22 protein-coding genes are annotated in these 23,302 nt (G+C 40.8%); 12 read left to right on the top strand and 10 right to left on the bottom strand.

Translation table 11 applies throughout. From position 1 onward, the window contains the following. Positions 1-2: 2 nt before the first annotated feature. Together CRYPD_RS00260 and nuoN are read left to right on the top strand one after the other, a co-directional pair. Positions 3-1,508, top strand: a complete 1,506-nt coding sequence (locus CRYPD_RS00260; RefSeq protein ID WP_138145568.1) for an NADH-quinone oxidoreductase subunit M — start codon at positions 3-5, stop codon at positions 1,506-1,508. Continuing rightward, complete coding sequence (gene nuoN / locus CRYPD_RS00255) at positions 1,505-2,962, top strand: NADH-quinone oxidoreductase subunit NuoN (protein ID WP_138145567.1); 1,458 nt, start codon at positions 1,505-1,507, stop codon at positions 2,960-2,962. Before CRYPD_RS00260 ends, nuoN begins: the two co-directional genes overlap by 4 nt. Before the next feature lie 21 nt (positions 2,963-2,983). Here nuoN and bioC read toward each other — a convergent pair whose 3' ends face one another. Genes bioC through cmoB form a run of 3 tightly spaced genes read right to left on the bottom strand, consistent with a single transcriptional unit; the run spans position 2,984 to position 5,671 of the window. Next, positions 2,984-3,769 carry a malonyl-ACP O-methyltransferase BioC gene (gene bioC / locus CRYPD_RS00250; RefSeq protein ID WP_138145566.1) on the bottom strand — a complete coding sequence of 262 codons (786 nt, stop codon included), beginning with the start codon at positions 3,767-3,769 and terminating at the stop codon, positions 2,984-2,986. Next, entirely contained in the window at positions 3,757-4,674 is a 918-nt protein-coding gene (locus CRYPD_RS00245) for a metal ABC transporter solute-binding protein, Zn/Mn family (RefSeq protein ID WP_138145589.1), read from the bottom strand. The genes bioC and CRYPD_RS00245 overlap by 13 nt, the downstream gene beginning before the upstream one ends. 40 nt (positions 4,675-4,714) lie before the next feature. After that, a complete protein-coding gene (gene cmoB / locus CRYPD_RS00240; protein ID WP_138145565.1) occupies positions 4,715-5,671 on the bottom strand; it encodes a tRNA 5-methoxyuridine(34)/uridine 5-oxyacetic acid(34) synthase CmoB in 957 nt (318 codons plus the stop codon). 66 nt (positions 5,672-5,737) lie between these two features. On the opposite strand from cmoB, the gene CRYPD_RS00235 reads away from it, so the two are divergent. Continuing rightward, entirely contained in the window at positions 5,738-6,115 is a 378-nt protein-coding gene (locus CRYPD_RS00235; protein WP_138145564.1) for a hypothetical protein, read from the top strand. Positions 6,116-6,178: 63 nt separating this feature from the next. On the opposite strand, the gene frr is transcribed toward CRYPD_RS00235, so the two are convergent. Both frr and pyrH read right to left on the bottom strand, forming a co-directional pair. After that, on the bottom strand, positions 6,179-6,736 hold the full coding sequence (frr, locus tag CRYPD_RS00230; protein ID WP_138145563.1) for a ribosome recycling factor: 558 nt from the start codon (positions 6,734-6,736) through the stop codon (positions 6,179-6,181). A gap of 9 nt (positions 6,737-6,745) precedes the next feature. After that, entirely contained in the window at positions 6,746-7,459 is a 714-nt protein-coding gene (gene pyrH / locus CRYPD_RS00225) for a UMP kinase (protein WP_138145562.1), read from the bottom strand. A gap of 74 nt (positions 7,460-7,533) precedes the next feature. Between pyrH and uvrA the strand changes: the two genes are divergently transcribed. Continuing rightward, positions 7,534-10,359 carry an excinuclease ABC subunit UvrA gene (gene uvrA, locus CRYPD_RS00220; RefSeq protein ID WP_138145588.1) on the top strand — a complete coding sequence of 942 codons (2,826 nt, stop codon included), beginning with the start codon at positions 7,534-7,536 and terminating at the stop codon, positions 10,357-10,359. On the opposite strand, the gene CRYPD_RS00215 is transcribed toward uvrA, so the two are convergent. From CRYPD_RS00215 to purM, 3 genes are read right to left on the bottom strand one after another with little or no spacing between them, the layout of a single operon-like run. Then, positions 10,342-10,920: a hypothetical protein gene (locus tag CRYPD_RS00215; RefSeq protein ID WP_138145561.1), complete on the bottom strand. Its 579-nt coding sequence runs from the start codon at positions 10,918-10,920 to the stop codon at positions 10,342-10,344. The genes uvrA and CRYPD_RS00215 overlap by 18 nt on opposite strands. Before the next feature lie 8 nt (positions 10,921-10,928). After that, positions 10,929-11,504, bottom strand: a complete 576-nt coding sequence (gene purN, locus CRYPD_RS00210; RefSeq protein WP_138145560.1) for a phosphoribosylglycinamide formyltransferase — start codon at positions 11,502-11,504, stop codon at positions 10,929-10,931. Continuing rightward, entirely contained in the window at positions 11,482-12,483 is a 1,002-nt protein-coding gene (gene purM, locus CRYPD_RS00205; protein WP_138145559.1) for a phosphoribosylformylglycinamidine cyclo-ligase, read from the bottom strand. Before purM ends, purN begins: the two co-directional genes overlap by 23 nt. Positions 12,484-12,525: 42 nt before the next feature. Here purM and CRYPD_RS00200 point away from each other — a divergent pair, with 42 nt between their 5' ends. Further along, on the top strand, positions 12,526-13,086 hold the full coding sequence (locus CRYPD_RS00200; protein ID WP_138145558.1) for a CDP-alcohol phosphatidyltransferase family protein: 561 nt from the start codon (positions 12,526-12,528) through the stop codon (positions 13,084-13,086). Between the two features lie 2 nt (positions 13,087-13,088). Next, positions 13,089-13,757, top strand: a complete 669-nt coding sequence (locus tag CRYPD_RS00195; RefSeq protein ID WP_138145557.1) for an HdaA/DnaA family protein — start codon at positions 13,089-13,091, stop codon at positions 13,755-13,757. 135 nt (positions 13,758-13,892) lie between these two features. On the opposite strand, the gene CRYPD_RS00190 is transcribed toward CRYPD_RS00195, so the two are convergent. Together CRYPD_RS00190 and yihA are read right to left on the bottom strand one after the other, a co-directional pair. Next, positions 13,893-16,346: a PD-(D/E)XK nuclease family protein gene (locus CRYPD_RS00190; RefSeq protein ID WP_244610212.1), complete on the bottom strand. Its 2,454-nt coding sequence runs from the start codon at positions 16,344-16,346 to the stop codon at positions 13,893-13,895. Further along, positions 16,318-16,917: a ribosome biogenesis GTP-binding protein YihA/YsxC gene (gene yihA, locus CRYPD_RS00185; RefSeq protein ID WP_138145556.1), complete on the bottom strand. Its 600-nt coding sequence runs from the start codon at positions 16,915-16,917 to the stop codon at positions 16,318-16,320. Before yihA ends, CRYPD_RS00190 begins: the two co-directional genes overlap by 29 nt. A 77-nt stretch (positions 16,918-16,994) precedes the next feature. Between yihA and CRYPD_RS00180 the strand changes: the two genes are divergently transcribed. From CRYPD_RS00180 to clpP, 6 genes are all read left to right on the top strand, one after another. Continuing rightward, a complete protein-coding gene (locus tag CRYPD_RS00180) occupies positions 16,995-17,294 on the top strand; it encodes a c-type cytochrome (RefSeq protein WP_138145555.1) in 300 nt (99 codons plus the stop codon). An 86-nt stretch (positions 17,295-17,380) separates the two neighbouring features. Then, on the top strand, positions 17,381-18,019 hold the full coding sequence (locus CRYPD_RS00175; RefSeq protein ID WP_138145554.1) for a c-type cytochrome: 639 nt from the start codon (positions 17,381-17,383) through the stop codon (positions 18,017-18,019). Then, entirely contained in the window at positions 18,016-20,874 is a 2,859-nt protein-coding gene (locus tag CRYPD_RS00170; protein WP_138145553.1) for a M6 family metalloprotease domain-containing protein, read from the top strand. Before CRYPD_RS00175 ends, CRYPD_RS00170 begins: the two co-directional genes overlap by 4 nt. Before the next feature lie 9 nt (positions 20,875-20,883). After that, positions 20,884-21,252, top strand: coding sequence for a hypothetical protein (locus CRYPD_RS00165; RefSeq protein ID WP_138145552.1), 369 nt, complete (start codon positions 20,884-20,886; stop codon positions 21,250-21,252). A 133-nt stretch (positions 21,253-21,385) separates the two neighbouring features. Then, entirely contained in the window at positions 21,386-22,681 is a 1,296-nt protein-coding gene (tig, locus tag CRYPD_RS00160; RefSeq protein ID WP_138145551.1) for a trigger factor, read from the top strand. 1 nt (position 22,682) lies between these two features. After that, positions 22,683-23,279 (top strand): ATP-dependent Clp endopeptidase proteolytic subunit ClpP, encoded by a 597-nt coding sequence (clpP, locus tag CRYPD_RS00155; RefSeq protein WP_138145550.1) that lies wholly within the window; start codon positions 22,683-22,685, stop codon positions 23,277-23,279. The last annotated feature ends 23 nt before the right edge of the window (positions 23,280-23,302 follow it).

Genomic DNA, 23,302 nt, shown 5'->3' with positions numbered 1-23,302 from the left:
TTATGGAAAACACTTTACTTAGTTTGTTGATTTGGTTGCCGATTATAGGTGGCGGGTTGGTTATCTTGTTGGGTAATGAGCGAGCGAGTACGGCTCGTTGGGTAAGTCTGGTCATTTCAATTTTGGTATTTGTAATGTCGTTGAGCCTGTGGGCGGGGTTTGATTCATCGACACATTTAATGCAGTTTGTTGAAAAGAGCGCTTGGATTACACAATTTAACATTCACTACCATTTAGGGATTGATGGTATTTCTATGCCACTGATTATTTTAACAACTTTTTCAACTATCTTAGTCATTGCCGCAGGCTGGGAAGTGATTCAAAAACGACCAGCGCATTATATGGCGGCATTTTTGATGATGGAAGGCTTGATTATTGGTGTGTTTTCATCGCTTGATGCTATTTTGTTCTATGCTTTTTGGGAGGCATCGTTGATTCCAATGTTGTTGATTGTGGGTATTTGGGGTGGCGACAATCGTGTTTATGCAGCGATTAAATTCTTCTTATATACTTTTTTGGGCTCGGTGTTTATGCTGGTGTCTTTAATTTATATGTATAACAAAGGCGGCTCGTTTTCAATTTTAGATATGCATAATCTTAGTTTAAGTGCAACAGAACAGGCGTGGATTTTTTGGGCATTCTTTATGGCATTTGCAGTTAAAGTGCCAATGTTTCCTGTGCATACTTGGCTGCCTGATGCGCATGTGCAAGCGCCAACTGGGGGGTCGGTAATTCTGGCGGCGATTATGTTGAAAATGGGTGGTTATGGCTTCTTCCGTTTCTCTTTGCCAATCACACCTGATGCGTCTTTACAATTTTCAGATGTAGTAATTGCTTTGTCGTTGATTGCTATTGTTTATATTGGTTTTGTGGCTTTGGTGCAAAGAGATATGAAAAAACTGATTGCTTATTCATCAATCTCACACATGGGTTTTGTAACATTGGGTGTGTTTGCCTTGTTTTTAGCTTATAAGCCCGGTAGCGCAGAAGGTGCATTATTGGGCCTTGAGGGTGCAATGGTGCAGATGATTTCACATGGCTTTATCTCGGCTGCGATGTTCTTGGTGGTCGGTGTGCTATATGACCGCCTGCATTCAAGAGAGATTTCAACTTATGGCGGCGTGATTAATTCTATGCCAAAATTCACAGGCTTTGCGGTGCTGTTTGCAATGGCAAACGCAGGCTTGCCAGGTACTTCAGGTTTTGTGGGCGAATTTATGGTGATTTTAGGTGCTGTACAAGCCAATATTTGGTACGCAGTGTTAGCGGCAACTACGCTGATTGTCGGTGCGGCTTATACCTTATGGATGGTAAAACGAGTGTTTTGGGGAAAGATTACCAATCCAGCAGTAGCAACATTGAATGACATTAATGGCCGTGAATTCTCAATTTTAGCAATCTTGGCGCTGGCTGTGCTGATTGTAGGTCTATACCCACAACCATTGATTGAAGTGATGCACAGTTCAATTGACCACTTACTTAATCAAGCGTTAAGCTCAAAATTATGATAAATACACCCTTATTTGATACCACTTCGCTGATGGCAGCTTTGCCAGAAATCTTTTTATTAAGTGCTATTGTTGTTGTCTTATTATTAGATTTGTTCTTAACCAAGCCGTTTAAACAAGTAACTTATTACCTGACACAGTTGAGTTTGTTAACAACGGGCGTATTAGCGTTTAACTTGATTGGAGAGCCAGAGACAATTATTCTAGGCAATTCATTTATATTAGACGACATGGCATCGGTGTTTAAAGTCTTTATGATGGTAGCAGCCATGGTGGCAATGGTGTATTCACGCCATTATTTATTGCAACATTCTTTATTCAGAGGCGAGTATTTTGTTTTAGTAATGTTGTCAATATTGGGCATGATGGTAATGGTATCAGGTCATAGTTTGCTAACCCTGTACTTGGGTTTGGAAATCTTATCCTTGTCTCTTTACACTTTGATTGCCATTGCTCGCAATAGAGCAGGAGCAGTTGAGGCGGCGCTTAAATACTTTGTACTGGGTGCAATCGCATCGGGTTTGTTGCTGTATGGTATGAGCATGATTTATGGCATTAGTGGTAGTCTTAATATTAGTGAAATTGCTGTATTTGCTAACAGTGCAACGCTAGCCTCGAGAGAAGTCTTGATTATTAATTTTGGCTTGGTGTTTTTGGTGATTGGTATTGCCTTTAAACTTGGCGCAGTGCCATTCCATATGTGGGTGCCAGATGTCTACCAAGGTGCACCCACTTCAGTAACTATGTTTATTTCTACTGTGCCAAAGATTGCTGCGGTGGCTATGTTGGTGCGTTTGTTGATTGATGGTTTGGGTGCAATGCAGCCTTATTGGTCAGATTTATTTACGGTATTGGCAATATTGTCTATTGTACTGGGTTCAATTGTGGCGCTGCTGCAAACTAATATCAAGCGACTGTTGGCGTATTCGACCATCTCTCATATTGGTTTTGTTTTATTGGGTTTTGCTACAGGTGTGATTACGGGTTATGGTGCGGCAGTCTTTTATATTCTGGTTTATGTATTGATGAGTTTGGCAGCATTCGGTGTTATTATTTTGCTCAATAAAAAAGGCTTTGAAGCAGATTTAATCAGTGATTACAAGGGCTTAAGCGCTCACTCGCCTTGGTCTGCCTTGATGATGTTAATAATTATGCTGTCTATGGCGGGCATTCCCCCGTTTATCGGCTTTTATGCAAAACTATTCATCTTGCAGCAGGTAATATCTAGTGGCATGATAACTGTGGCAATTATTGTCGTTGTGTTTGCTGTGATCAGTGCTTATTACTATTTACAAATTATCAAATCAATGTATTTTGAAGACGGTGATGAAGCGCAAGAAAGTATTCCAGCGCCAATAGATATACAGCTGGTTGTCTCTATTAATGCTGTGTTGATTCTGGTGGTAGGATTGTTCCCAGATTTTTGGATGCAGTTGGCACTTTCACTGTTCTAAAGTCGTATTTTTTTCTGCGTTTTATTGCGCTAACTGAATAGCGCCTAATTTATTTATTCTCTTCCAGGCGTGTCCGTAAATTACTTCATAAGTAGCAGGCAGTTTGTCGTTTTGGCGATAAGATTCGTACATCTTAATCATTGATTGAAATTTGTCCTTACCTGTAAGGGCTTTGGAGCGTGAGCCGACCGTTTGTGCGCCAATGGCTTTTAGATCTTTTAATAAATCCGTTACCGTTTGATAGGTCAAGGTTAGGGTCTCCATTTCCATTACTGGTGATTGAAAACCGTTTTTTAATAGCCTATCACCAATGTCGTGCATATCAATAAAGGTGTTTACATGGGCTTCATTATCGACCACTGCCCAACTTTTTTTTAACTCTTTGAGTGTATCAGGGCCAAAAGTGGAGAACAATATTAAGCCATCGTTTTTCAACACTCGATGGCATTCTGCAAACAGTTGACTAAGGTCGCCACACCATTGCATCATCAAATTAGAAATAACAACATCAACACTGTTGTTCGCCAAAGGCAAATGATTGGCATCAGCACATAGTTTGTAATCTATTGGATTATTTTTAAGCGTTTTTTGTGCAAAATCTAGGCAAATTATTTTTGAATTTGGAAAGCGTGTTAATAGAAATTGGGACAACAAACCTGTCCCTGCGCCTAAATCTAAAATAGTATCTGTATTGCCAGAAATTACCTCTAGTTTTGTGTCAAGACGCATAGCGATTTCTTTTTGTAAAAAAGCGTGCTCGTTGTATTGAGAGTACACTTTATTAAATGCCGACCTTACTTGAGACATTGTGCGACTTTGTTGGCAATATTATGTATGAGTTCAAAATAGTGCTTGGGACCCTGCGCTATATCAAAGCCTATAATGTCTATATTTTCTGAATTGATATTCAAGCCTTCAACAAGTGAATTGGTGCGTTTTTTTGGTACTTCTGTGGTGGCAAGCAAGCATCTTGTTTGCGTATCTTTCATTATTTTTTTAGCCTTAAGCATTTTAAGTATACTTAGCCTTTCACCATGATAACTCGTAATATTGACTGATTTTTTTAACTGATTGGCGTTGGTGAAATAATCAAAAGTATTGGAATAACTTGCAAGCACGCTAGACTTATAAATTGATATTTTTTGATTAATAGCTTGCTTGAGTTTGTCCAAATTTTTATCAAGATTGTTTAAATTGGCGGTGTAATTTGATTGATTATCAGGGTCAATTTTAATCAATTTTCCAGTCAATTTTTTTGCAAATATTTGCATATTATTTATATCTAGCCAAAGATGATAGTTGACCACCTCCTGATGTTCGCTATGCCCATGTTCATCTTTATGCCCTTCATTTTCATGCTCTTCATGTCTTTCATATCCCTCATTATAAATAAGATAAATATCCTCCATATTGCCAATAATGAGTTTTTTGTTGGCATCAAGGTTGTCCATTGCTTTTTTCAATCCACTTTCAAAAATAGGATGAATAAAAACAGCCAAGTCCGCATGACTCAATAAAGATAATTGAGAAGGTTTTAAATAGGCATGTTCTGGCGATTGACTGGTTTTTAGCAATAATTTTGGCGTTGTTATTCCTTGCGTTAAACTGCTAACAATAGAATGAATAGGCTTAATACTAACCACAATATTGGGTGTTGCAAAGGCGTTTGTGGAAAATAACAGTATTGCTACCAAGAGTGAGCGAGAAATCATAATGATTTGCACCAAAAAGTAAATAATTATACTACTTAATTTATTTTTGACAAATAAAAATAGCACGCCGAGGTGCTGGCAATCCTTCAATGGTTAAATTATCATCATCAGGGTCTAAAAAATCTTTGAGTGATTGTGTGTTATCACCAATCCAATGCGTAGCTCGTTGCTCTTCAGGCGTGGTTTTTGTTACATCTACCAGTTTTATTTTTTTAAACCCAACTGCTTTTAACCAAGTGTGCAATGTGTCCGTTGATGGCAAACACCAAACATTGCGCATTCTGGCATAACGGTCTTTGGGGATAATTTTATTACCTTGTTTTTTGTCAATAATGAGTGTTTCTAAAATCAGTTCTCCATCTTCTGTCAGCACGGTTTTAAGTTGCTCCAAATGTAATAAATGGTCTTTTTGATGGTATAAAACTCCCATTGAAAACACAGTATCAAATAATGGTTTTTTCGGCATTTGCTCTAGTTTGAGTGGCAAGACAAACGCATTAGGCGGATTATCTATTAATGTGCGAATTGCGCTAAATTGGTAATTGAATAATAAAAATGGCTCAATACCCAGCGCCAATTCTGCCCCCGCTAATGCCATCAAATAAGTGAAATAGCCATTGCCAGAGCCAACATCTAGCACAATTTTTCCTTTTAATGGTTGAATATTTGATAATACTCTATCCCATTTCATATCGCCACGCCATTCACTGTCAAGTTGTAAGCTGCCTATTTGATAAGGACCTTTACGCCATGGAATCAGTTTTTTTAAGGATTTTTGCAGGTGTTCACTGTTGTTATTTTTAGTGTCAATCTTTAAATAAGGTGCTTGATAGTCAATTCCACCTTTGCTATATTTGTTAATTTCATCAATAGCTTCCTCCCATTTAGGAATATTTCCATTATTAACAGACAGAGACTCTCTTGATATATCAATGAGTTGCTCGCATTCTGTTGATAATTTTGATTGTGAACATTGTTTTGCAAAATTATTAATCATAGAGGTTTGTAGTTATATATAATATGCACTTGGGCAATAGCATTTTAATTACTTGGAGTTAGAAAAATGATAAAAAATATTTTAAATTTAGTAACAGCATTAACTTTATCGGCGGGCGTTATCGCTGGTGGCGATGACCGTGATACAGGTCCAGTAGAGTCATTAGAGGCAATGATGCCAAGCGTTGAGCATAGCCCATCTGTTAAGAGCCCTCAAGCCCCAAAGACGCTGAAATTAACCGTAGGTAATAAAGTCGTATCTATTCGTGCACATATTGCTTGTCAAGACAAACTTGGTTTATCTGATAGTAATATTGCTATTTTTAAGGCAGCAAAAGTTGACGGTTACTTATATAATACAGGTCCAATTGATTCATTTGGTACATTGTTTTCACCTAAGAGATGGGACAGTTACTTAGCTTGTGTAGATGCACATGGTGGCTAATATCAAATAACTAAACATAATAAAAAAGCCCGCAATTGCGGGCTTTTTTATTATCTGCTCTTTTTAGATTTCAAGCAGTGCGTTTTCTTTTTCGTTTAATTTAGCGTCGATTGATTTAATGTGATCATCGGTAATTTTTTGAATATTTTCTTCTGCTTTGCGTGCCTCATCTTCTGAAACTTCTTTGTCTTTTAGCAATTCTTTAAAATCAGAATTGGCATCACGGCGAATATTACGAATCGCAACTTTGGCTTGTTCGGTTTCATCTCTGACGACCTTTACAAGATCACGCCTGCGCTCTTCAGTGAGGGATGGAAGTGGAATGCGAATAACTTGCCCCATAGGCTGAGGATTAAGACCTAAATCTGATACCATAATGGCTTTTTCTACTGTGGCTACCATGTCCTTTTCCCAAACGGAAACTTTGAGTGTGCGTGAGTCTTCGGCAACAATATTGCCGACTTGAGAGATAGGCACCATCGAGCCGTAATAATCAACTTGGATTTGCTCAAGCAGAGAAGGATGTGCACGACCTGCTCTAATTTTACTAAAATTATTTTCTAATGAGACGATGCTTTTGTTCATGCGTTCATTAGCGTCTTGCTGTATTTCATTTAACATAGTTAATCCTTAAGGGTGAATAATGGTGCCAGAAGGCTTGCCATTTAAAATATCAGACAGTGTATTGGTATTTTCAAGCATACTAAAAACACAAATATCTAAACCGTGTTCACGACACAGTGCAAACGCTGCTGTGTCCATAATTTGTAGGTTTTTTTCAATGGCTTCGTTAAAACTCAGGGTTTCGTAGCGTGTGGCATTAGGGTTTTTTACTGGGTCATCGGTGTAAACGCCATCAACTTTAGTGGCTTTAAAAACCACATCCGCTTCAATTTCAATGCCTCGTAATACCGCACCTGTATCAGTCGTAAAACACGGACTGCCTGTACCTGCTGAGAAAATCACTACTTTGCCAGCACTCAGTGCTTGCTTAGCTTTGTTGTGATCAACGGGGTCACAAACCCCACCACCAATAGTAAAGCCTGACATGACCAACACATCAATATTTGCACGCCTGCAAGCATCGCCAATCGCCAAAGCATTAATCACGGTAGCTAACATGCCCATGTGGTCGCCCGTTACACGATTCATACCTACTTTAGCAAGTGCTGCGCCTCTAAAGATATTACCACCGCCGACAACAATGCCCACTTCCACTTTTTGTTTAAGCGCTGAGTGAATAATATCCACCACTTGACTGAGCGTCTTTGGGTCTAGCGTGTTGTTCTCAGTAGCAAGTGCTTCGCCGCTAAGTTTCAAGAGAATGCGTTTATATTTACTCATGATTGGGATATTGATTTAAATATTTTAAATATGGCAATTTTACCGTTATAATTAATCCTTTGCCTGACATATTTATGGAACAAATTAGCATTCGTGGCGCCAGAGTCCACAATCTAAAAAATATTGATATTGATATTCCTCGTAACAAATTGGTGGTCATTACGGGCTTGTCTGGCTCGGGTAAGTCATCGCTGGCATTTGACACGATTTATGCCGAAGGGCAGCGCCGTTATGTTGAGTCGTTATCAGCCTATGCACGGCAATTTTTGTCGTTAATGGAAAAACCTGATGTGGATCATATTGAGGGTTTATCGCCCGCTATCTCCATTGAGCAAAAATCCACCTCACATAATCCTCGCTCAACTGTTGGTACCATTACCGAGATTTATGATTATTTAAGGTTGTTATTTGCACGCGTTGGTATACCAAAATGCCCTGAACACAAGATTGATTTAGTGTCGCAAACCATTTCACAAATGGTGGACAATATTATGACTTTGCCAGAGGGCGAAAAAATTATGCTGCTTGCGCCTGTGGTGCAAAACCGTAAAGGCAGCCACACCAAAATGCTAGCAGAGCTTTCTCATCAGGGGTTTTTGCGTGCTCGGGTTGATGGGGAAGTGGTTTATTTAGATGCTATGGATGAGTTAGATGGCAAGGTTTATCACACCATTGAAATTGTTGTTGACCGTCTTAAAGTGCGAAAAGATGTGGTATTACGCTTGTCTGAGTCATTAGAAACAGCACTAAATTTAAGTGCTGGATTGGTGCGTATTGCTTCAATAGATGAAGATTCAGAGCAAGAGGAGTTGGTATTTTCAGCCAAATTTTCCTGTGTTGAATGTGGTTATTCTTTAACCGAACTTGAGCCTAGATTGTTTTCATTTAATAACCCTATTGGCGCTTGCCAAAGTTGTGATGGCTTGGGTGTTAAAGATATTTTTGATGAGAATAAAGTGATTAGCAATCCTAAAATCAGTTTAGCCGATGGCGCAATTTACGGCTGGGGCCGTTCAAATGCTTATTTTTATCAGATTTTGGTTTTGGTTGGGCAATATTATGGCTTTAGTATTGAGACACCATATAAGCAGCTAAGTGCCGAACATAAAAAGATTGTACTATATGGTAGTGGCAAAGATACCATTGATTTTTCAAAAATTAAAGGGCGTAAAGGTTGGTCAAACAAGCCCAAGCCATTTGAAGGTGTGATTCCTAGAATGATGCGCCGATACGAGGAAAGCGAGATTCGCTCGGTGCGAGAGGAGTTGTCTCGTTTCGTTGTGAGTAAAGATTGCACAAGTTGCGATGGCAACCGACTGAACGAATCTGCTAGAAATGTTTTTATTGCCGATTACAATTTATCTAATATTACCAAACTTTCGATTGCCAGCAGCCATGAGTTTTTTAAAAATTTAAATCTTGAAGGTGTTCGTGGTGAGATTGCTGAGAAAATTCTTAAAGAAATTATCCAACGGCTGGAGTTTTTGCTAAATGTTGGTTTGGAGTATTTAAGCCTAGACCGCCGTTCCAACACACTGTCAGGCGGAGAGGCGCAACGAATTCGTCTTGCCAGTCAGATTGGCGCAGGACTTATGGGTGTGTTGTATGTATTGGACGAGCCTTCTATCGGACTACATCAGCGCGATAACCAAAAACTGCTAAATACTTTAACTTATTTGCGTGATATTGGCAATACAGTGATTGTGGTCGAACATGACGAAGACGCTATTAAACAAGCAGATTTTGTGGTTGATATTGGTCCTGGTGCAGGCGTGCATGGTGGTGAAATTATTGCCACTGGCACACCACAACAAATTGCCGACAATCCTAACTCAATCACTGGGGATTATATCAGCGGTCGCCAAAGTATTGCTGTGCCGAAGAAACGCAAAAAATCAAGTAAGTGGCTACACATCAAGGGCGCCACGGGTAATAATTTAAAGCAAGTGGATTTGTCTATCCCTGTGGGCGTTTTAACTTGTGTGACAGGGGTTTCCGGCTCTGGAAAATCCACCCTGATTAACGATACTTTGTATTCGTTGGCTGCCAAACATCTTAATCGTGCGCAAACTACGCCCTCGCCGTATAAATCTATCACAGGTTTGGATTATTTTGATAAAGTGGTAAATATTGACCAAAGTCCGATTGGGCGCACGCCTCGCTCTAATTCTGCTACTTACACAGGTGTATTCACGCTTATTCGCGATCTGTTTGCGCAAACCTTAGAGGCGCGTTCTCGTGGTTACAAAGCGGGACGATTTAGTTTTAATATTAAGGGTGGTCGTTGTGAGGCGTGTAAGGGTGATGGGCTAATTAAAGTAGAAATGCACTTTTTGGCTGATATTTATGTGTCTTGTGATGTGTGTGATGGGCATCGTTACAACCGTGAAACTTTAGAAATTTCTTACAAAGGTAAAACCATTGCACAGGTGTTGGATATGACGGTTGAAACCGCTGTTGCGTTCTTTGAACCTATTCCAAAAATTAAGCAAAAATTACAAACTTTGATGGATGTGGGTTTGTCTTATATCACTCTGGGGCAAAATGCCACAACCTTATCTGGTGGCGAAGCACAGCGTATTAAACTCGCCAAAGAATTATCAAAAATAGACACAGGACAAACCTTGTATATTCTTGATGAACCGACCACAGGTCTGCATTTTCACGACATTAAGCAGTTATTATCCGTGATTACTCGCCTACGAGAAAGAGAAAATACCATTGTCATTATTGAGCATAATCTTGATGTGATTAAAACGGCAGACTGGATTGTTGATTTGGGTCCTGAGGGCGGCGATAAAGGCGGCGATATTATTGCAACGGGAACCCCAGAAGAAGTTGTAAAAGTCAAAAAATCTTACACAGGGCAATACTTGAAGTCCTTACTGAAATTGAACTGATGTTAATTCATAAATAATATTCTTAAGTTTGACCAAGACAGGTAAATAATATTTGTCTTTAGCAAAGTAGGCTTCCATATATTTTGAATCGATAATTTTAATTAAATTTTTATCCTTATTTGAGACTTGTTGGTAGTGATTTTTTTCCGCCTTTTTTCCATCATGAACTGTGAAGTAAAAATCAGTTTGGTTTGGATTTCTCTCTAATGCATTGGTAAAAGCTAGAAACAAGCCCAACTGATCAATTTGCTGGTCTTTTGGATAAATATCATAATCTTTTTTGACTTTATCATCGTTACGCTCAAGGTATTGAAAATGGACTGACACTAGCGCAGCCTTGTTAATAATGAAACTTGATTTGGCATCTATTTTGTAGCCCGAGGCAAAAAGTGCACCAAGCCCAGAAGGTCTTGCAGTAGCGTTGTAATGATACACTCCATCTTCTTTGCTAAGGACACGCCGTTCAGTAGCAACTTCAACGCCTGTACCAGTGTGGAGTATGGTATAAATAGCTGTATGCGGTTTGAGCGCCAATGCCGAAGAAGACAGTAGGAGTAGCAATAAAAACCTCATCTTTGCAAAACCTTTTGAATGGCTTTTGGATAGAGAATATGTTCTTGTTCTAGCACTTTTTTTGCTAGTTTTAGTGCATCATCGTTTGCCTCAATTGCCACTGATTTTTGCAATATTACCTCGCCAGAATCCAATTTATTGGTAACAAAATGTACGCTTGCGCCAGCAAATTTCTCCCTCGCATCAATTGCGCGTTGATGGGTATTAAGTCCTTTGAACTTTGGCAAAAGAGCAGGATGAATATTAAGGATTTTCCCTGCAAAGGCATCAATAAATTTAGCCGATAAAATACGCATAAAGCCTGCTAATATAATTAATTCTGGATTAAAGGTATTGATGTGTTGTGTTAGATTTTGGTCAAAGTCTTCACGAGTGGCAAACTGCGTGTGGTCAATGACTTTGGTGGCAATGCCTGCGTTTTTCGCTCGTTCTAAACCAAAAGCATCGATTTTATTGCTAATCACGCAGTCGATTTTGATGCCGATATTATCGGCATTGTTAATAATGGATTGCAGGTTTGAACCTGAACCCGAAATAAGAATAACGACGCTAGACAATGACTTGTTTGCCATTGTTTTCAACGATTTCACCAATCAGCCAAGCCACCTCGCCTTGTGCTTCTAGGTGTTTGATGGCATCAGCACTTTTACTGCTACTGAGCACCAGCACCATGCCTACACCACAATTAAATACCCGATACATTTCTGTCGTTTCAATATTGCCATTGTCCTGTAAGAATTGAAAAATGGCAGGCAATGTCCAAGAATTTGCGTCTAATTTTGCCGCCAAATTGTTTGGCAACACTCGAGGAATGTTTTCTAACAAGCCACCTCCAGTAATATGTGAAATGGCGTGAACTGAGTGTTTTTCGAGTAGGGATAAAACGGATTTTACATAAATTTTAGTTGGCTCAATCAGCTGTTGTAGTTGCTCTTCAGTGGGTTTGGTGCGTTCTAACACCTTGCGAATTAACGAATAACCGTTAGAATGTGGACCCGACGATCCGAGTGCAATAATGTGGTCGCCATTGGCTACTTTGCTGCCGTCAATCACTGCTTCTTTTTCGGCAATGCCGACACAAAAACCCGCCAAATCATAATCTTCACCTGCATACATACCTGGCATTTCGGCTGTTTCCCCGCCAATCAACGCACAACCTGATTGCCTGCAACCTTCGCCAATACCAGAGATGACCGATACCGCAATATCAGTGTTTAGTTTGCCCGTGGCGTAGTAGTCTAAAAAAAACAAAGGCTCAGCGCCTTGGACGATTAAGTCATTCACACACATGGCTACCAAATCAATGCCAATGGTATCGTGCTTGCCCAGCATTTCAGCTACTTTGAGCTTAGTGCCTACGCCATCAGTACCAGAGATGAGTACGGGGTTTTTATATTTGTTGATAGGCAATTCAAACATCGCACCAAAACCGCCTAACCCCGCTAACACACCTTCTCTGCTGGTGGAGTTGGCAATGGGTTTGATTTGTTCGATTAAATCGTTGCCTTTGTTAATATCAACGCCAGCGTCTTGGTAAGTCAATGATGACATAGATTTTTTTCCGTATAATTATTCAATTTTATTCGTCTTACAATGAGCTTTTCTTCACTGCCAAACGCACTTTCAATTTTACGCATTATTTTAACAGTGCCTGTGGCTTTAACTTTGTTAAATCATCAATATTTTTTAGCGATGGTATTGTTCTTTGTTGCTGGCATTACCGATGCCTTAGACGGCTGGATTGCCAAACGATACGCTTTTCAAACCAGACTTGGATCTATCCTTGATCCTGTCGCCGACAAGCTTTTATTGGTCAGTAGTTTTATCGTGCTTTATATTATCGGGCTTTTGCCATTGTGGCTGTTGGCGCTGATTTTCTTACGGGATTTGATGATTGTCTCAGGCACGGTAGGCAGTTTTATGGGCAATGGACACGCCAAAAATATCCTACTAACACCCTCTAAACTTTCAAAAATTAACACCGCATTGCAAATCACATTGGTATTGTTTCTAGTTACCGTGCAGTTGTACCCCGCATTGTCCTCATGGGCGACGATTTTCTTTATTATCGTTGCTACCTCAACAGTGCTTAGTGGCGCAGATTACATTTGGATTTGGACTGAAAAAGCCATTTCCCAAGAAAAAAAAAATTAACCATGAAACAACTTGGTTTGCCTGTTTTACTCAATGCAAAAATGCAACTTAATAATTTTATTGGCAATAAAAACAGTCAAATTTTAACTTTTATTAATACCTTGTTTGACCACAACAACTCAAGTGTTGTAATGGTATTAGGCGAGCAATCCAGCGGCAAAACCCATCTGCTACAAGGTTGCGCTGTTGCGGCAATGGGCAAACAACTCAGTGCACTCTATATTGACATCAAGCAAGAATTGCCCGAGGGATTTATTGCTGGGCTATCTGGCGCTGACTGGGCGTGTATTGATAATATCGATTATCTAAATAACACGCAGCAGCAAGAGTTATTCGATTTATACAACCAAATCAAATACACACAAACCAAGCTCATCCTCAGCGCCGAACACCTGAGTGCCACTTTGTTAAAGGATTTAAAAACCCGACTGTCTCAAGGTGTTAATTTCACCCTTGAAAACCTCACCGATACACAAAAAATAACCATTCTACAAAGCAAAATGACGCAGAAAAACATCCGCATTGACAAGAAAATATACGCCTATCTATTCAAACATTATTCAAGAGATTTAAGCGAGTTACTAGATGTCATCAACCAATTAGACACAGTCTCACTACAAACCAAAGGCAGCATTACCATTCCCCTAATCAAAAAAACATTGCACAAGTAGCAAGATAAAATAAACCCTTTCCTTTCTCTAAGACAAGCAATTTTTGTTGTCAAGGTTCAACCTTGACAAGGGGTAATTAAAATTAAGCTTTGCCTCTAAATCAACTTTTAATAATTAACAATTAACAATTAACCTTTAACCTTTAACTCGGCAGAGGGGGGTGAGTGGGCAGTATTGGCAGGCTGTGTTGTTGGGGAGGACGGCGGCGTGAGCGTGTTGAAAGTGTTTGCTGGTGGTTTCTAGGGTGGTTTTCCATGCGTTGGTTTGTTGCTGCCATTGTTGTGGGTCTTTGGCTTTGAACAGGCCTTTGATGGCGACTTTGTCGGCGTTGAGCTGGATGAAGGCAATGCCTTGGACTGGGTTGCTAATGGCGTAGATGGGAAGCTGTGGCTCTTTGATGACAGGGGCGTTCCAGTGGCTGGTGGTGGGGTTGGAGATTTTGTAGTCAAAGATAATTTTGTCGGCGTTGTGGGTTTCATCAAGCCTGTCTAGGCGGGTGGTGAAGGTAAGGCCGGCGATATTGGTGGTGATTTGTTGCTCGGTGGCAAGCACGGTGAAGGGGTCTCTTTGTTGGTCAATGCGGATGAATTGGTGGAGGATGGTAAGGAGTCTTTTTTGCTCATTTTGTCTGAAGGCGGAGACGGTGTAGTGTGCGAGGGCTTGGGTGATTTTGCGCTGGATGAGAGTGTCTAGCTCTGTGGGTTTGAGGGCTAGTAGTGCGGCTTGTGTGGTAATTTGCTGGTAGAAGTATTGCAGGGCAGTGTGGATGATTTTGCCTTGTTGCCTTCTGTCTAGACCGATGTGTGGTGGGTCAAACGATTGGATGTTGAGGCGGTGGGCGAAGCCTTTGAAGGGGCAGGACATTTGGTCTTTTAAGGTATTAACGCCATTGTGTATGTGGGGGTCGGGCAGGGGGCGAGCGTGCTGGTCGGGCAGACTGTGCTGTGCTGGGGCTTGGTGGTGGCGGGTAAGGGCGGGCAGCTCATGGGTGAATTGGCACAAGGGGGAGGGGCGTTGTTCGGTGTTGAAGTGTGATTTGGCGTAGGAGCAGATGACTTCGCTGGAGAGGTTGATTAAGTTGTTAAGGGTGTTTTGTGCGTCTTTGGTAATGAGGGTAAAGCTGGTGTGGGGGATTTGGTGGTGCTGGGCGATGGTGTGGGGGATGAATGTGGGGGAATTGAGTGCCATGGGTAGGAAATCGTCACTCATGCCTAAGACCCAAGCGCGGTCAAAGATTAGCCCTTCTGCCTCTAAGGAACCGAGTATTTGGATGGGAGTGGGGGCGGATTGTGCTTGGAAAATGACTTGTGAGAGAGTGTTTTCTAAATCAAGTAGGGCGTGGGTGGCACTGACTTTGTGGTGGGTTTGTGCGAGCTGGTTTAGCCCTAGGCTGGCGTTTTGGGTTTTGTTAAAGAGCTGGTATTCGGTGCTAGAGAGGGTTCTATCGGTGGCAAAGCCGCAGTTTTGCATGAGGGTATTAAAGTGAATAAGCCATTGGTCATGGGTTTGTTGTTTTGGGGCAGAGAGGGTAATATCACTGAGCAGGGCTTGCAGGTGGGGAGCGGTGTCTAGGTAGGGGGAGAGGCGGGTAAGTTTGAAGTGCGTTTGTGAAAAGGACAAGACGCGATTGACCAACAAGGCACGCTTGGAGCGCTCTGCTTGGGCGTGATGGAGGTAGGGCGAGGTGATGACGGTGTTAAACAATTTGGTACTAATGCGGTTGTTTGGTAGTTGTTGGCAGAGTTCTAGCAGGGCAAGGAGATGGCGAATTAGCGGGGCGTCGGTGAGCGGTAAGCCTAGGGATATATTGTAGGCTTTTTGCCCTGTTTCGGTGAGGGTATCGCTAAATACTTGGTTAAAGATGGATTTGATTTGGTGGTGTTGGCTGCTTAGTGTAGGACAAACGATGGCAATGTGGTGGTGTGGGTGGCGTGTGTGGTGTGCTTGTGCCCACTGGGCAGCGGACAGGATTTCATCATCGGTTGTTTGGAAGATTTTGTTATTACTTTGGGTGTTTTTTTGCTGCGTTTCAAGCACTTGGTGGCCGATTGTGTCGAATAATAAGGATTGTTGCGGGGTGAGGGTTTTGAAGCCGTAGAGGTGGGGTTTGGGCAGGGTGCTGTGTTGGGCGATGATTAAGGCGGGCAAGTCGTTAATATCCAGTAGATTGTGAGTCAGTTTGGTTTGTTGATAATCCTGCAGCCAAGCGGTAAACAGGTCGCAGTTTTGTGAAGTGGATAATTGCGAGTATTGGATCAAATGGGCGTGACAGTAGTCGTTATTTTTTATGACTTCATTGAGTAGGCGATTGTCGGTTTTTTGCCTGAGTTTGCGCATGGATTTTGCAATCAATGTGCGAGATTCAATGTTGGAGATGAGGCGTTTTGACGAATTGGGGGCGAAGGTACGCCAAGTTTGTATTAGGTATTGCTGCCAAGATAGGGATTTTGGTAGGGCGCAGTTGCCTTTTTGCAAGTGCCAAGTTTTTTTAAACGCCAATACTTGGCGGTTGTTGGCCAAGACAATGGTGTCCTCTTTGCTAATTTTGTTTAATTGGGCGTTAATCCACATGGCCGAAGAAGGTGTCAAGTCGAGTGCTTAGTGCATCTAGACCTTGTTTTTTGAGGCTGGAAAATAATTGCACTTGGACAAAAGGGTGGGGCTTAATTGCGCTTTTGACTTTAAGCAGGGCGTTGCTGGCAGCGCCTTTTTTGAGTTTGTCAGATTTGGTGAGTAGTATTTGTGTGGGCAAATTCACATCAACGCACCAGTCTAGCATCATTTGGTCAAACGGCGTGAGTGGGCGGCGTACATCCATTACTAAGACTGCGCCTGCTAGGCATTTTCGTTGGGAAAAATACTCGCCCATGTCAATGTGCCATTGTTTTTTAATGCGTTCGGGCACTTTGGCGTAGCCGTAACCTGGCAGGTCAACTAGGCGACGGTTTTCATCGAGTTCAAAGAAAACCAAATGCTGAGTTCTACCGGGGGTACGGGAGACTTTTGCCAGTTTTTTCTGCAAGGTGATGGTGTTGATGGCGCTGGATTTTCCTGCATTGGAACGCCCGGCAAAAATCACCTCGTAGCCTTGGTCTGTTGGACAGCCTTTGAGCGACGGGCAGGAAAGTAGGAATTTGGCTCGGTGATAAAAATTGTTCATTAGGTTTAATAAAGGTATAATTTGCGTTATGGTAATTTTAAGTTGCCATTATATATTTTTAAAAATAAGGAGATAGTATGTTTTCAACAAGTAAAAAAGTTTTAGTGGTAGCGGCGACAGTTATGTCAATGGGTTCTTTGGTTCAAGCAGATGGCGGCGCAGCCTATGCTGCTGGTGGTTGTGGTGGTTGTCATGGTGCTACAGGTAAATCAGCGATTTCTATGTATCCTCACCTTAGCGGACAAAATGCAGCTTACACAGTTAAGCAACTTAAAGATTTTCAATCTGGCGCTCGTAAAGATCCTACTATGAATGCAATGGCAGCAATGGTTGTTGGCAAAGAGCAAGCGATTGCAGACTGGCTGGCTAAACAGTAATAGAATTTAAGCGTTAAATTCTATATTACGATAAGCCGATATTAAGTATAATATCAGCTTATTTTTTTGCAGAAAAGGAAGTCTTTATGAATAGATTAGCATTGATTTTTACGATGGCATTGGTCTTAGTTTCAACATATACTTTTGCCACAGGCGATGCGGCTAAGGGGAAAATTAAGTCGGCTACTTGTACTGGTTGTCACGGCGTTGATGGTAATGCACCTGCACCTGTTTTTCCAAAATTGGCAGGACAAAACGAAGGCTACTTATTCAAACAACTGAAAGAATTTAAATCCAAATCTCGTGTTGATAGCGTGATGGCAGGTATAGTTGCCCCATTGACGGAAGCAGACATGGCTAATTTAGCGGCTTATTACGCGTCTCAAAAAGTCTCTAAAGGTGTGAGCGCATCCGGTGCTTTGTTTGCATTAGGTCAGAAAATCTATCGTGGCGGTAAGAAGGCAACCGATGTTACTGCTTGTATTGCTTGTCATGGACCAAAAGGTAGAGGTGTTCCATCAGCAGGATTCCCTGCATTGGCATCACAACACGCAATGTATGTGTCTAAGCAACTTAAGTTATTTCGCCAATATTCGATTAATCTACAAACTGGTGAAAATAAGCCTAATAGAACCAACGATTATGAAGGTATGATGATTAACTTTACTAAGAATTTAACCAATCAAGAGATTGATGCCGTTGCCGCTTATATTTCTGGCTTATGAGACAATTCAATGTAATTATTGTTTTACTCGGTGCTTTAGCTTTAACTGCTTGCGGTGGCGGCTCTCCAACCCCATCGATTAATAAATCGGCGAATATATTAGATAGCGCCGTTGAAGGCTTGGGTTATAGTATAGATGGCGGTGTAGAACAATATACCGATAAAACGGGTAAATTTGATTATTCAAGCAGTGATAGCAAGGTTACTTTTAAAATTGGTGGATTAACCCTAAAAAAAGACTTTCTTTTGTCTAAGATTAATGTTGATAACAAGGTGTTTCCAACCGATTTGGTTGGCGTGGATAGAAATAATGTAACAAATCCTCAGATGATTAAAATATTGCAAATATTGCAAACTTTGGATGAGGATAGCAATCCCGATAACGGGGTTAAGATTACTGTCGATACTCGTGAAGATATTACTACAATCGTCGATATTGCTGATGCTGATGTTTCTGCAAGTGCTGTAGTTCATGAAGCTAATAAAACCCTAATAAGTGAATCAAAAGCGATCGCTCATTTTATAAAAACCTTAAAAAATGAGAACATAAATATAGCTCCTGTCATTGCTACGACTGCCCCCACTACCGCAACAGAAGACATACTTTACAGTTATAACGCCAATGTGAATGATGCTGATAGTGGTGATACCCATACCTGGTCTATCTTAGGAAAGCCCGCCAATATGACGCTTAACTCCAACACAGGTCAAATCAATTGGACGCCACTAGAAGGGGTAACCACCTCAGGCGAAATAACATTAACCGTCACAGACAATGGTACTGGCAATCTAACAGCAATTCAGCGCTTTACCATTGCAGTAACCCAAGTCAATGATGCTCCTGTTATTGCTACGACCGCCCCCACTACCGCAACAGAAGACACACTTTACAGTTATAACGCCAATGTGAATTATGATAGTGGTGATACCCATATCTGGTCTATCTCAGGAAAGCCCGCCAATATGACGCTTAACTCTAACACAGGTCAAATCAATTGGACGCCACTAGAAGGGGTAACCACCTCAGGCGAGATAACACTAAGCGTAACTGATAGTGGTAATCTAACAGCAGTTCAGCGCTTTACCATTGCAGTAACCCAAGTCAATGATGCTCCTGTCATTACCACAATTGCTCCTACTACCGCAACAGAAGATACGATTTATAGTTATGATGCCAATATGAGAGATGTGGATAATGGTGATACCCACACCTGGTCTATCCCAAGAAAACCCACTGGTATGACACTTAATACCAGCACGGGTCAAATCAATTGGACACCATTAGAAGGTGTAACCACCTCAGGCGAGATAACACTAAGCGTAACTGATAGTGGTAATCTAACAGCAATTCAGCGCTTTACCATTGCAGTAACCCAAGTCAATGACGCCCCCGTTATTAATAGTGCTGGAAGTATTAATGTTGTTGAAAACAACATTGATGCTGGTTATACTGCTAGTGCTACTGATGCTGAAGGCAATGCAATAACTTATAATTTAAGTGGTGTGGATAAGGATTTATTTGAATTAGATGGTAGCTCTGGCGCACTTACTTTCAAATCTGCACCTGACTTTGAAAATGCTGTCGATGTCAATACCAATAATGTTTATGAACTTGATATTAAGGCTTCTGATGGCACTGCCACTACCACAAAGCCACTTTCTGTTCAAGTGATTAAGCAGCAACCATTGGTGGTGGTTAGGATTGAATTTAATGACATGACTTTTGATCATGGTGCAAGTATTTGGGCAAAAAAAATATTCGGCTCTAGTGAGGGGCAGTTGAATCATTATTTTAATGAAATATCGCAGGGGCGTTATCAATTTGTGAAAGCCGTGGAGACTCAGGGTACTACCAATGACGGTGTTATTACTGCAACGCTTGCTATAAACCATCCTAATTCAGGACGAGATTTTGCTCAGAAAGGCATAGTTGATGCACTAATATTTGCAGACAGTTCTATCGATTTTTCGCAATATGACACAAATAAAGATGGCGAAATATCCCAAGATGAATTGCAACTACTGTTTTTAGTTGCTGGTGGCGAAAGTGCAATAGGACAATCTCCTGGTGTTTGGGCGCATGCTGCCTCTGTCACTAATCCTATTACTCATGACGGTGTTAAATTAAGGTATTATTCTATGTTTGGTGAAAAGCACTCTGATAATAAGGACGCCACTATTGGTATTATTGCGCACGAACTTGGACACGTCGCCTTTAATTTACCAGACCTTTACGACACCAGTGAAAACACAGAGGGTATTGGTCAATTTGGTTTAATGGGTGCTGGAAGTTGGGGGAAGAAAGAGAGCGAACAGCCAGGAAAAACACCTACACATATGACTGCTTGGAGCAAAGCAAATTCAAGATTTACTTATCCGATTGCATTAGCGACAGGCACGCATAGTGATTTATCTGTTGAAAGTACTGCAAGTGATAAGTATCGAGCCTATAAAGTAGAAACAGGCAGCGATAAAGAATATTTCTTGATTGAAAATCGTGCTGGTCGTGGTTATGATTTGGGTTTGCATGTGCTTAACGGAAACTCTGATGGCAGTTTGTTTCCTGGTGGGTTACTGATTCTTCACATTAATGACAATAAGGAAAGTAATAGTGATAAAAATTATAGATGGGTAGATGTGGAAGAGGCGAACAATGCTGAATTAGACAAAAACCCTAATCACAACAATGGGGGAGGAGGACACATTAACAACTTATTTTTTAGTAACAATAGCGTTACTTTTGGTAACGAGAGTACTCCAAATTCCAAGCGTTATGATGGAAATCCTAGTGGTGTGAGTGTTACTGATATATCTGCTGCAGGCGATACAATGACTATTACCGTCATTAAAAATTAAGGAGATGAGATGAAAAAAATATTATCCATTGTTTTATTTAGTTTTTCAACATCGCTATTTGCAGTGATGGCATATCCTGGCGAAATAACTTTTACACAAGCGAATGGTTCAACTTTTAATGGATATTTAAAAGGCGATGAGTGGTTTTCTTGGGTGGAAGGCGGTCAAGGGGAGATTATTATCTACAACAGAAAGTCTAGAAATTATGATTTAGCAGTTATTAAAAAAATTAATGGTGTGGCAGAGTTGAAATCATCTGGAGTTAAGTTTTCACCCAGTTATTACGCCTCAAGCCCTTCTACTTCAGCTCGCGCAAACACTATTAAGAATTCACTATCGGCAATATGGCAACGCAAAAGAAATGAGGCGTTAGAATAAAAACCAAAATTTCTATGTTCTGATTCAAAAATAGAGATTACTCTGTTTGATTCCTGCATTGGGACTAAAGTCGTATGTTGTTTTATCGGGTATAATCTATCTTTTTTAAGTACACTATCGGATTTAATAACAAATGAAAACTTCTCTAGAAACATTAGACGGTCTAAAAAGATCATTAACAGTTGAATTGCCCATTAAGGTCTTTAAGGCAGCAACAGATAAAATTCTGAAAAAAATGGTTTCCCAAGTAAATATTGATGGCTTTAGAAAAGGCAAAGTGCCGATGCCTGTTATGCGCAAGCAGTTTGGCAAGCATGCTAATTCTGATGCGGTTAATAAGCTTGTTGATGACACTTTGCTTGATGCGTTGACGGAGGTAAAAGTAACACCCGCCTCACAACCAAACATTACAAAAATTGATACAGAAGGTAAAAAAGATTTTTCTTACACGGTGGAATTTGAAGTGTATCCAGAAATCAAAGTGGTTGATTTTTCTAAGTTAAAAGTTGAGCAAACGCAAGTCGAAATCACCAAAGCGGATGAAGAAAGAACCTTAAAGGGGCTAACTGAGCAATCAACTGAATATAAGGCAGTTAAACGCAAGTCTAGCGATGGCGATCAAGTAACGATTGACTTTAAAGGCATGATTGATGGCGAAGTATTTGAAGGCGGCACTGCCAAAGATTTTAAAATGATACTGGGCAAAGGCTCGATGATTGCGGGCTTTGAAGATGGACTTAAAGGCGTTGTTGCTGGAGAATCAACTGCCTTGGACTTAACCTTTCCAAAAGACTATCACGCCCCTCAATTAGCGGGTAAGGCCGTGGTTTTTGAGGTCGAAGTTACCGAAGTAGGTATGCCCACAGCGCCCAAACTAGACAATGAATTTGCTAAGAAATTTGGCGAAAAAGACATGGATGCTTTGCAAGAGAGTATGAAAAAGCAAATGCGTGTTGAAGTTGACAGTCGCCTGACCAATCAAAATAAAGACGATTTATTTGGTGCGCTGTTAGCAGCAAACGACTTTGAAGTGCCACAAGAAAGCATTAATAACGAGGCACAAAGCCTATTGCAAGAGATGAAACAACGCTTACAACAACAAGGTATGCCTGATCAAGGCGATATGCCAGCTGCTACTTTTAATCCTGAGGCAGAACGCCGTGTTAAGTTAGGTTTACTGGTTAATCAGATTTCTAGTGATAATAAATTTAATGCCAGTAAAGAACAAATTGATGTAAAACTTAAAGAAATGGCACAGGCGTATGGTAAAAACTCTCAACAAATGTTGGATTATTACAACGCAGACTCTTCTAGATTAGCAACGATTGAGTTGATTGTGGTAGAGCAAATGGTGCAAGATTTGATTTTAAAGAGCGCCAAAGTTACTATCAATAAGAAAGATTTCCAAGAAGTAACCCAACAGCAATAAAATGAGTATTCAAAATCTAAATCAAATTCCAATGGTGGTAGAGCAATCTGCCCGTGGTGAACGAGCTTACGATATTTATTCACGCCTTCTAAAAGAACGCGTTATTTTTATGGTCGGCCCTGTTGAAGACTATATGGCGAATGTCATTGTTGCGCAGATGTTGTTTTTAGAATCCGAAAACCCTGACAAGGACATTCATTTGTATATTAATTCTCCGGGAGGTTCGGTTTCTGCAGGTTTGGCGATTTATGATACTATGCAGTTTATCAAGCCTGATATTTCAACCCTGTGTATTGGTCAAGCAGCGAGTATGGGTGCGTTATTGTTAACTGCTGGCGCTAAGAACAAACGATTTGCACTGCCAAATGCTAGGTGTATGATTCATCAGCCGTTGGGTGGGTTTTCTGGTCAAGCCAGTGATATTGACATTCATGCGCAAGAAATCCTCAAAGTGAGGGAAAAACTCAATAATATCCTTAAGTTTCATACGGGTCGGGCTATCAAAACCATCCAAAAAGACACGGATAGAGACAATTTTATGTCGGCTGACGAAGCGGCTAAATACGGTTTGATTGATAAGGTATTGACACAGCGTTAAATCCTGTTTTATTTTATTCAGTA

This window comes from Bathymodiolus heckerae thiotrophic gill symbiont, assembly GCF_900180345.1.
GTDB lineage: Bacteria > Pseudomonadota > Gammaproteobacteria > PS1 > Pseudothioglobaceae > Thiodubiliella.
This window is presented reverse-complemented; position numbering and strand designations above follow the sequence as displayed.